Origin of the sequence: Parendozoicomonas verongulae, assembly GCF_009711465.1 — a bacterium.
Taxonomy (GTDB): domain Bacteria; phylum Pseudomonadota; class Gammaproteobacteria; order Pseudomonadales; family Endozoicomonadaceae; genus Sansalvadorimonas; species Sansalvadorimonas verongulae.
In genome coordinates, this window is record NZ_SMME01000757.1 from 1 (window position 1) to 10,197 (window position 10,197).

Annotated in this window: 7 protein-coding genes; 3 read left to right on the forward strand and 4 right to left on the reverse strand. The window is 50.1% G+C overall.

Going from position 1 to position 10,197, the window contains the following annotated elements; translation table 11 throughout:
- Positions 1–183 precede the first annotated feature (183 nt).
- Complete coding sequence (locus E1189_RS05435; protein ID WP_155159028.1) at positions 184–1,455, reverse strand: ammonium transporter; 1,272 nt, start codon at positions 1,453–1,455, stop codon at positions 184–186.
- 94 nt (positions 1,456–1,549) lie between these two features.
- Positions 1,550–1,888, reverse strand: a complete 339-nt coding sequence (glnK, locus tag E1189_RS05440; RefSeq protein ID WP_155159029.1) for a P-II family nitrogen regulator — start codon at positions 1,886–1,888, stop codon at positions 1,550–1,552.
- Positions 1,889–2,320: 432 nt separating this feature from the next.
- Between glnK and E1189_RS05445 the strand changes: the two genes are divergently transcribed.
- Entirely contained in the window at positions 2,321–2,626 is a 306-nt protein-coding gene (locus E1189_RS05445) for an accessory factor UbiK family protein (protein WP_155159030.1), read from the forward strand.
- A gap of 56 nt (positions 2,627–2,682) precedes the next feature.
- Here the strand turns inward: E1189_RS05445 and E1189_RS05450 are convergent, their stop codons facing one another.
- Positions 2,683–3,294 (reverse strand): OmpA family protein, encoded by a 612-nt coding sequence (locus tag E1189_RS05450; protein WP_196221232.1) that lies wholly within the window; start codon positions 3,292–3,294, stop codon positions 2,683–2,685.
- A 452-nt stretch (positions 3,295–3,746) separates the two neighbouring features.
- Here E1189_RS05450 and metE point away from each other — a divergent pair, with 452 nt between their 5' ends.
- Both metE and E1189_RS05460 read left to right on the forward strand, forming a co-directional pair.
- On the forward strand, positions 3,747–6,065 hold the full coding sequence (gene metE, locus E1189_RS05455; protein ID WP_155159032.1) for a 5-methyltetrahydropteroyltriglutamate--homocysteine S-methyltransferase: 2,319 nt from the start codon (positions 3,747–3,749) through the stop codon (positions 6,063–6,065).
- A 660-nt stretch (positions 6,066–6,725) separates the two neighbouring features.
- The gene (locus tag E1189_RS05460) at positions 6,726–7,859 is read left to right on the forward strand and encodes a hypothetical protein (protein WP_155159033.1); all 1,134 of its coding nucleotides are present in this window, start codon (positions 6,726–6,728) and stop codon (positions 7,857–7,859) included.
- Between the two features lie 64 nt (positions 7,860–7,923).
- Here E1189_RS05460 and E1189_RS05465 read toward each other — a convergent pair whose 3' ends face one another.
- A complete protein-coding gene (locus E1189_RS05465; RefSeq protein WP_155159034.1) occupies positions 7,924–9,990 on the reverse strand; it encodes an NADPH-dependent 2,4-dienoyl-CoA reductase in 2,067 nt (688 codons plus the stop codon).
- Positions 9,991–10,197 lie beyond the last annotated feature (207 nt).

Genomic DNA, 10,197 nt, shown 5'->3' on the forward strand with positions numbered 1-10,197 from the left:
GACGTAGAGGTTAAGCCAACGTCACGAATCCTTTGTGGCTTTAGGTTTCGCTCATATAATTATTGAGGGTGCATTCATAATATCAGACTTATATAGAAAAAAGCCCCAAACAATATCAACTGTCGGGGGCTTTTTATTAAAAATCACAAATTTTGTTGAAAACTAGCTCTTGTTTGAAAGTGCTTATTTAGAAGTAAACTCAGGATAAGCTTCCATACCGCACTCCGCGATATCCACACCTTCGTACTCGTCCTCTTCGCTCACCCGGATTCCAGTGATCGCCTTCAGGGCGCCCCAAACTACAAGACTGCAACAGAATACCCACACGAAGATGGTTGCTGCACCAATCAGCTGACCGGTGAAGGTCACATCACTGTTGGTAAAAGGAACAACCAGTAGGCCGAACAGACCAGCAGTGCCGTGTACGGAGATTGCACCGACAGGGTCATCGATCTTCAGCTTATCCAGAGCCAGAATGGAGAACACAACCAGTACACCACCGATAGTACCGATCAGAGTCGCTTCGACTGGAGTCGGAGTGCTTGGCTCGGCCGTGATGGCAACCAGACCTGCCAGTGCACCATTCAGGCACATGGTGAGGTCGGCTTTACCGAACAGCAGTCGTGCAGTGATCAGAGCAGCAACAAGACCACCGGCCGCCGCAGCGTTGGTGTTCAGGAAGACCATAGCTACACTGTTGGCGTTAGCAATATCCCCCAGCTTAAGAACGGAGCCGCCGTTAAAGCCAAACCAGCCCATCCACAGGATGAACATACCCAGAGTGGCCAAAGGCAGGTTTGCACCAGGCATCGCGTTCACTTCACCGTCAGGGCCGTACTTGCCTTTACGGGCACCCAGCAGCAGAACACCAGCGAGAGCGGCAGCCGCACCCGCCATGTGAACGATACCGGAACCAGCAAAGTCGGAGAAACCAAGATCGCCCAGTGTGTACAAACCGAATACGGACTCACCGTTCCAGGTCCATGCGCCTTCCATTGGGTAGATGAAACCGGTCATCACAACCGCGAACAGCAGGAAGCTCCACAGCTTCATACGCTCGGCAACAGCACCGGATACGATGGACATGGCGGTTGCTACGAATACAACCTGAAAGAAGAAGTCAGACGCACTGGAGTAGATAGCGCCACCTTCAAAACCGTCTTCACGGGCTGCGAAATCAGCCAGTGTGTCGGTCACGTGCGTGTCACCAACCAGAACGCCGCTTAAAAGAACACCTCCGCCATACATGATGTCGTAACCAACAATCAGGTACATGGTGCAGGAGATGGCGAACAGGGACACGTTCTTGGTAAGAATTTCAGTGGTGTTCTTGGAACGCACAAGCCCGGCTTCCAGCATGGAGAAACCAGCGGCCATCCACATAACCAGTGCACCGCACACGAGGAAGTAAAAGGTGTCCATTGCATATTGCAAATGGAAGATTTGGTTTTCCATCTTAAGTAACCCCCAGGATTTTTATTCTTTAATTTGCGAGTGCCGCCCACATCGGCAATCGCACTTTATTCAGGACTTGCTCGGAAATGCTGTTTTAAATCGCTGCAGTGCCGGTTTCGCCAGTACGGATACGGATGGCCTGTTGCAGTTCGGTCACGAAGATTTTGCCGTCACCGATTTTGCCGGTGTTGGCGGCCTTGGTGATAGATTCGATAACCTGATCCAGCAGGTCGTCACCAATGGCAACTTCAATTTTTACTTTGGGAAGGAAATCCACAACGTACTCTGCACCACGATAGAGCTCGGTATGGCCTTTCTGGCGACCGAAGCCCTTAACTTCTGTCACGGTAATACCCTGAACGCCAATGTCGGAAAGTGCTTCCCGGACATCATCGAGCTTAAAGGGCTTGATAATCGCTGAAACTAACTTCATTAGCTTATCTCCTGATTGATGCGCCGGTGATCGTGTGGAGCGGATGACCTGGCAATTTCTACAACACCAAAGCTGTTATCGTTTTTGTCCTGAGGGAACAGGGCAATTCTACGCCTTTGATGTTATTGATATAAGAGTGCCAATCAAAATCCGAATTCCGGCATCGCCAGCATTCGTATCGCATGAGTATGCGCACTTGTCTGGCTAGGTAGCAGTCATCATGCCATATGGGAAAATATATTATTTTTCATAGGGTTGCGGGGTTTCAGCAGGGTAATTTTTGTGTGAGTGGTCAGCAATGATGCACAGATATGCACTGGGGAATCATTATCGGGGCAAGGTGTGCACCTTGATGGTGCACAGGCTCAGTTTTGACGCAGCCCAGCCCCATAGGTATTCTGCTCCCAGATAATTTCAGAGATTGGGGAATGTATGACTGGTAAAGCCGATTTCATTGGTTCCATTGCCGAAAAACTGCAGGATATCGTAGGGCAGGGGCACCCTCTTAAGGAAGACTTTGAGAAAAATGTAAAAGCCGTCCTGACCAATGCTTTCAGCAAGATGGAACTGCTCACTCGTGAGGAGTTTGACGGTCAGGTTGCCGTTCTTCAGCGGACTCGGGAGATGGTTGAAGCACTGGAAAAGCGTGTAACAGATCTGGAAAAAGCCAACCCTGAAAGCGCTGAAGAGACAGTCGTTGACACTGCAGAAGACACACCCGAAAGCCCGGAAGAATAACCTTCATAATGGAGCAAGGGGGCAAGTGTATGCCCCCTTGCTCCATATGAACCCCACTATGATTTGTCGTCTGAATTGCTTGCATTCACAAACAGTTCTACACGCCGGTTCTCGGCATAACTGGCTTCGTCATCACCACGAGCCAGAGGGTGTTCACTGCCATAGCTGGTGAGCTTTAACCGCTTTTTGTCTATATCGTTATCGATAAGCACTTTAGCAACCGCCTGTGCACGACGCATCCCCAGTAACTTGTTATAACCTATGGGGCCACGAGCATCAGTATGCCCTTCAATAACAATGACTCCCGGCATAGATTGGAGTGCGGGAATCAGGGAGAGCAACTCATTCATTGCATCTTCCGCAAGGGTGTCTTTATCAAAGCCAAAATGGAAAACGGTATCCACATCTTCAAAAGTGACGCCTTCATCCTGAATAATTTTTTCAATCTCTTCTTCGTGAGAGGCATCAGCAACGGGAATGGGGACACTTGTTTCCTGGCTGGGTTCTTTTGATGTAATGGGCTCAACAACCACCACGTCTTCCTCCAGTACAGGAGCTTCATCGGACGGTTTTGTATTATCGTCCCTGCAACCAGTAAGAAGTGTGCTCAGACTGATACAGAAAAGGCCCAGATAAAAAACGAAAGAACGTTTGATAGAAGACACCATAACAGCATATCCCCTGGCCAGTGAATGATGGCCGTTAAGCATAGACGGCTTATACCGAACACACACCGTCCAAACTTGAGAAGAAGGCTTCCCCGACTTCCCTCCTGCTAAACGCACTTGAGGCAGAATCTCATCTGCCAGATCCTGGAATTATAAATCCACTGTCGTAAGTGTAGATATTTGGTTTTGCGAACATAAAGGGTTTTCAGGCAGTTCAAAAAGATAAGCCTTTTTTATTATTCGTTCTCTGTAGGATGTCTATATTAAGTACCCAAACCACTGCTTTCGCATAGGCTGACGGCGTCTTTTTCCGCTAGTCACCACTATTCGAAAGCAATGGCCCGGGCACTTAGGTCTTCTCAATTTGAAGTTCAAAATAATGAGTTGTATTGAATTTGGGTGTTGCCGGAAAGTGCAATGGTCCGGGTACTTAATCGAATAGGAAGTCTCTTATGTCAGCACTGTTGCCGATACCTCAGCTTATATCGCACACACTGGGTTTTCCCAGAATTGGTGCGCAACGGGAATTAAAGAAAGCACAGGAAACTTACTGGAAGGGTGAGCTTTCCAAAGACGAGCTGCTGGCAGAGGGCAGGCGACTAAGAGCCTTACACTGGAATCTCCAGCGGGATGCCGGGCTCGACCTTATCCCCACCGGGGATTTCGCCTGGTACGATCAGGTGCTCAACACCTCTCTGATGCTGGGGGCTGTGCCCAGCCGTTTTGTGCAGGACGATACTAACCTCAGCGATATCGACACTCTTTTCCGCATCGCCCGTGGCCGCGCACCCAGTGGTGAACCTGCTGCTGCCAGTGAAATGACCAAGTGGTTTGATACCAACTATCACTACATCGTTCCCGAGCTGCATAAAGGGCAGGCTTTCGAGTTCAGCTGCCGCGCCATTGTGGAAGAAACCAGAGAAGCGCTGGCCCTCGGCCATAAGGTAAAGCCGGTTTTGGTCGGGCCGCTCACATGGCTGTGGCTGGGCAAAGTGAAGGGAGAAGAGTTTGATCGGTTGTCGTTGCTGGACGATGTTGTGAATGTTTACGGCGAAGCACTGGCCGAGCTTGCCGCCCTTGGTATCGAGTGGGTTCAAATGGATGAACCGATTCTTGTTCTCGACCTCCCTTATCCATGGCAGCAAGCCTTTGAAGGTGTGTATAACCGCCTGCAAAGTGCGAAGGTGAAAATTCTTCTCGCCACTTATTTTGGTGAACTGAATGGTCATGCTGCACTGGTGGCCAGCCTTCCGGTTGCCGGTGTTCACGTTGATGCGGTGAGAGCACCAGAACAGGTTGTTACACTGGTGGATCGTATTTCTCCCCACACAATTCTGTCTGTTGGCGTGGTGAATGGCCGGAATATCTGGCGGGCTGATATCAGCGGTGTTGTGGACAGCCTGCAGAATGCTGTTGAGCGTTTAGGTGAACGACTGTGGATTGCACCCAGCTGTTCTCTGCTGCATGTACCAGTGGATGTTGCTGGTGAAGACAAGTTGGATGATGAGTTGAAAGGCTGGCTGGCTTTCGCCGTTCAAAAGTGCGAAGAGGTTGCCGCTATTGCTTCACTGGTGTCTGGCAAGCCCAGTGATTCCGGGTTAGCTCTTAAAGCATTGTCTGATCAGGTTGTTCAGCAGCATCGTGTATCATCCCGTGTCCATAATCTTGCTGTGCAACAACGGGTGCAGAACATCAGTGATGAGATGGATAAACGACATTCACCTTATTTTGCCCGCACTCAGATACAAAAGCAGGCGCTGAACCTGCCCCTGTTCCCGACTACAACGATTGGCTCTTTCCCGCAAACCACGGAGATTCGCCGGGTGCGCCGACAGTTCAAAAAGGGTGAGCTCTCGGCAGCCAGTTACCGTTCGCAGATGGAGTCGGAAATTAAGGATGTTGTGGCCCGTCAAGAACAGCTGGGGCTGGATGTTCTGGTTCATGGGGAGGCGGAACGTAATGACATGGTTGAATATTTCGGCGAGCAGTTGGACGGCTTCGCCTTCACATCCAACGGTTGGGTTCAGAGTTACGGCAGCCGCTGTGTAAAGCCGCCAGTTATTGTAGGAGATATTTCCCGCCCCTGTCCCATGACAATAGAGTGGAGCCGTTTTGCCCAGCAGCAAACCAGGCAGCCCATGAAAGGCATGCTTACAGGGCCAGTGACCATCCTTTGCTGGTCATTCCCCCGTGAAGACGTGGACCGCAAAGAGTCTTGCCTGCAGCTGGCGCTGGCTTTGCGGGATGAAGTGATAGATCTGGAAAAAGCCGGTATCGGAGTGATTCAAATCGACGAGCCCGCTATTCGGGAAGGCTTACCCTTGAAGAAGAGGGGCTGGCCTGCATACCTGAACTGGGCAACCAAAAGCTTTCGTATTTCCGCCAGTGGTGTGCAAGACAAAACCCAGATTCACACCCATATGTGCTACAGCGAGTTTAACGACATTATTGAGTACATCGCGTCTATGGATGCAGATGTGATTACCATTGAAACCTCCCGTTCCGATATGGAGCTGCTGGATGCGTTCGAGAGGTTTGAATACCCCAATGAGATTGGTCCTGGCGTTTACGATATTCATTCCCCTAATGTGCCGGAGAAGAAATGGATTAAGCAACTGATGAAAAAGGCTGCAGAAAAGATTCCAGCCCAGCGGTTGTGGGTAAACCCGGACTGCGGCCTGAAAACCCGTGACTGGCCGGAAGTGGAGGCGGCGCTGGGGAACATGGTGGCTGTAGCCAGAGAACTGCGAGCGGAAGTCCAGGGTCTCTAAGCACCTCGTTAGTGCCACTAACAAACTCGCAGTATTGAAGCCTGTCTAAGTTGCTATTGACAGAATTTAGAGAGACTTCTTATGGCTTATCAGCACCGGTTGCGTATGGGAGCAAATGCGACTCTCGCACAGAGAACGCAGGTACGGATGCGAACACAGCGCGAGCTTCAAACCCGGCGCTACCAGCGCCTGATTAGAGAGCTGCGACAAGTCAGATCTACTGAGAATTCTTATCTCTATCGTCCTGGTGAATACTCTTGGATCAAGTTTAAAGGCTGGCTTTTTGATTTTACTTTTAACAAATTAACACTTCGCAATATCAAAATTATTTCAGGCGCTGGGAGCTTACTAGTGGGAGGCTCTGCTGGTTACTTTGCGGGCAACCATCTGTGTTCTTTTCTAGGGGGGACGCTTCTCAAGGGTATTGCTACCCATGGTCTTGTTGCCACACGGGCAGCGGTTGGAGTGTCTTTGGGTGGGCTTTGTTGTTTTGCAGGCTACAAATGTTTTAAATATTGCCTGATACACATTTCTAGCAGTTGTGCGCTTCGCTCCATCAATCTGACAAGGCGTTTACTTCAGAGGAACCCTTATTTTATTAAGTTAAGGGAGGAAAAGTCCCTTCAGATAGTAACAGCATTTTTTCGCAATATTTACGCCATGAGAAATGCCGATGAGGCTGTGAAATGTCTGAGGCTGGATGCCTTTCAGGAGGGAATTGCTGAATACCTGGAGGATGTGTACCAACGGCACCCAGACTGGGGGGCTATGAACCGAGTGCAGCAATGCCATGCTGTTCAGCAGTGTATGTACAATGACCTTGATAAATTTTTAAATAGTAAGGACACCCAAAGAAACTTCCGATCTTTTTATGGGGAACTTGTGCTGGTAGCCGCTTATTTTCTGAACTCAATTGATGACCCCCGTGAAATCCTTACTGCGATTGGCATGTCTATGAAGGATGTTCAAGATGAGGATGAGGATGCCTTCGTCTGGTTCCAGACCATGTTGGATACTCTGCCCTGCAAATATGAGATGAGTCTTAGAAATGCCCTTTTGGGTGAACTGGTTTTGGATAGAAAGGGCAGACTCTCCGAGAAAGAGCTCTTTGAGATAACGAAAGCAAATCCTTTTGTGGTTTCGGTTTTAAATAAAGCCATCATTCAGCACCTGCAAAAGAAAGCAGGTTTGCCAGATCAGGCTGCTTCATCGACAGACAATCCAGACATTTGTGAAGTCTACAACCTGGAGAGCATCGCTGGTGCTACACAGCCCAGTCCCAGAAAAAAAGGAGGGCACCGAAAAGGGGGCAAGAGAGCGTCTACTCCGGATTGGTTCTCACCTGCGCATCAAGCGAGGCAGAAGCTGAATACTTTTGAGGTTAACAAAGCCTTGAAAGATACTATTGCCGCGCAGGCCGACACTGTACAACGTAAGCAACAGGTGTATAAATGCCTTGAAAAAATTGAAAACTGCAGACACTGGGATGATCTAAGGCTTTTGTCGTCTGGTGGGGATGGCTGGAAGGCGCTGGCAAGTGAAGCGGGCCAACCTACACAAATCTATCATATGTCTGCCGGAGAGAAAGGAACCGATAACACAGCGACTCTTCTATTTACCCGATTGGGCAGTACTATGGAGCCTATTGCCATAGCTGCACATACCGGACGAAGGTCTTCCGAGTATCAGGTCATTCAATCCCTTGGAGGTTGGGAGCTCCCCTCCAGGTTCGTTAATTTACGAACGCCTTTCGTTGCCAGAAAGGTGTTCCAGAACGTGAAGGTGAAGATGTAGCGGCATAAGTACCCGGATACTTAATGCAAAGAGCATTATGCCGCATGCGAAAGAAGAAACGATTCTATAAGGCTGCAGCTAACTCACTAGCAAGCTTGATCGCTCGCTTGGCATCCAGCTCACCCGCCAGTTCTGCCCCTCCAACAAGGTGCAGCGTGAAGTTTTTACTGTCTTCCTGCTCCAGCTCTTGGTACAGAGCATTCACGCTGACCTGACCGGCACACAGTACTATGTGATCCACATCCAGAACCCGTTGCTCTTGCACTTCTTCGCCCTGTTTACCTGTGGTGATGGTGATATGCAGACCAGCGTCGTCCACTTTGTCGTAGGACACGCCTCCGATAGTTTCTACGCCCTTCATCTTTACTACGGCACGGTGTACCCAACCGGAGGTTTTGTTCAAACCTTTGCCGAACGATGAACTCTTGCGTTGAAGCATATAAACCTTTCGGGGAGATGGTTCAATATCCGGTTTTACCAGGCCGCCGCGCACTTCGTTTTTACTATCCACACCCCACTCTTTCATCCAGGCGCTTTTATCTAACGTAATGGATCGGCCTTCGTGGGTGAGGTATTCACACATATCAAAGCCGATACCTCCTGCACCCATAACGGCAACACTTTTTCCCAACTCGATATCCGTGCTGAGCACCTCTTGATAGGTGACCACTTTCGGATGATCGACACCGGGCATTTTGGGAATGCGCGGTTCAACACCGCTGGCAATGATAATGTCGTCGAAGCCCTGGGATTTCAGTTCCTGTGCTGTTACCCGGGTATTGAGTTGCAGGTTTACGTTATGAACTTCAATTTGCTTCAGGTAGTAGCGAATGGTTTCCTTAAACTCTTCCTTGCCGGGAATCATACTGGCGTAATTGAACTGCCCGCCAATCTCGCTGCGGCCTTCAAAAAGAGTCACCTGATGACCTCTTTGAGCGGCTACTGTCGCACAGGCTAAACCGGCAGGGCCTGCGCCCACCACAGCGACTTTGCGGGCATTCAGAACAGGCGTGTAGAGTAATTTAGTTTCATGGGCTGCACGAGGATTGACAAGACAGCTTGCCCGCCTGGCTTCAAAGGTATGATCCAGACAAGCCTGGTTACAGGCGATACAGGTGTTAATTTCGTCGGCACGGCCTTCGGCAGCCTTGTTCACCCACTCAGGGTCGGCCAGAAAGGGGCGTGCCATAGAGATCATGTCTGCTGAGCCGGAAGATACGATCTCTTCCGCCACATCCGGCATATTGATCCGGTTGGAGGCCACCACGGGAATAGAAATTGATGACTTTACCCTGGCAGTGACGTCTACAAACGCAGCACGGGGTACGGAAGTTACGATGGTGGGAACCCGGGCTTCATGCCAGCCGATACCACTGTTGATAATAGTAACGCCGCGTTTTTCCAGCGCCTGCGCCAGTTGCACGACCTCGTCAACGATAGAACCACCTTCCACCAGGTCCAGCATAGAGAGGCGGAACATGATGATGAACTCTTCACCAACGGCCTCACGAATCTGGCTGACAACCTCCAGTGCAAAACGAATACGGTTCTCATACGAACCACCCCACTCATCATCCCGGTGGTTGGTGCGCTTGTTAATCATCTGGCAGATGAAGTACCCCTCGGAGCCCATAATTTCCACGCCGTCGTAACCGGCTCTTTGGGCGAGAATCGCGCAGCGAACATAGTCGTCGATGGTTTTGTAAATGCCACGACTGCTCAGTTCCCGGGGCTTAAACGGAGTAATAGGAGACTTGATGGCAGTCGGTGCAACATTAAATGGCGTATAACCGTAGCGGCCGGCATGGAGAATTTGCAGAAGAATCTTGCCATCTGCGTCGTGCACAGCTTTGGTGACCTTCTTATGAAAAGGCACCTGCCAGTTGCTGATGAGTTTTGAGCCGAAGGGCAGAAGGTCACCTTCACGATTGGGAGCAAAACCGCCAGTAACCAGAAGACCTGCACCGCCACGGGCGCGTTCGGCAAAGTACTCGGCCATTTCTCCAAAATGCCAGGGGCGGTCTTCAAGACCAACGTGCATGGAGCCCATCATCACCCGGTTTTTGAGAGTAGTGAACCCGAGGTCCAGTGGCTCCATAATCTTGGGATAGCTCTGTGTGGTGCTGCTCATCTGGCTTATCTCTTCTTTGTTATGCACAGGTGTTGTGAATATAGGGGGGAGTGCAGGTCAGGTAAATGATCAAAAAAGGCAAACTGCTGTTTAAAAATGACAATAGAGGGAGTTGTACCGGCAAGTTGGCAGACACCCGGCCTTAACCGGTTCCTCAGTTTTCGCAAGGGGGCGCGCTTGCCAGCTCTGGAAACGACACCTATAACT

Excerpts from the sequence above, each read along its gene's own strand:
- E1189_RS05435 (WP_155159028.1), bottom strand. The coding sequence starts at position 1,455 with ATGGAAAACCAAATCTTCCATTTGCAATATGCAATGGACACCTTTTAC.
- glnK (WP_155159029.1), bottom strand. The coding sequence starts at position 1,888 with ATGAAGTTAGTTTCAGCGATTATCAAGCCCTTTAAGCTCGATGATGTC.
- E1189_RS05445 (WP_155159030.1), top strand. The coding sequence starts at position 2,321 with ATGACTGGTAAAGCCGATTTCATTGGTTCCATTGCCGAAAAACTGCAG.
- E1189_RS05450 (WP_196221232.1), bottom strand. The coding sequence starts at position 3,294 with ATGGTGTCTTCTATCAAACGTTCTTTCGTTTTTTATCTGGGCCTTTTC.
- metE (WP_155159032.1), top strand. The coding sequence starts at position 3,747 with ATGTCAGCACTGTTGCCGATACCTCAGCTTATATCGCACACACTGGGT.
- E1189_RS05460 (WP_155159033.1), top strand. The coding sequence starts at position 6,726 with ATGAGAAATGCCGATGAGGCTGTGAAATGTCTGAGGCTGGATGCCTTT.
- E1189_RS05465 (WP_155159034.1), bottom strand. The coding sequence starts at position 9,990 with ATGAGCAGCACCACACAGAGCTATCCCAAGATTATGGAGCCACTGGAC.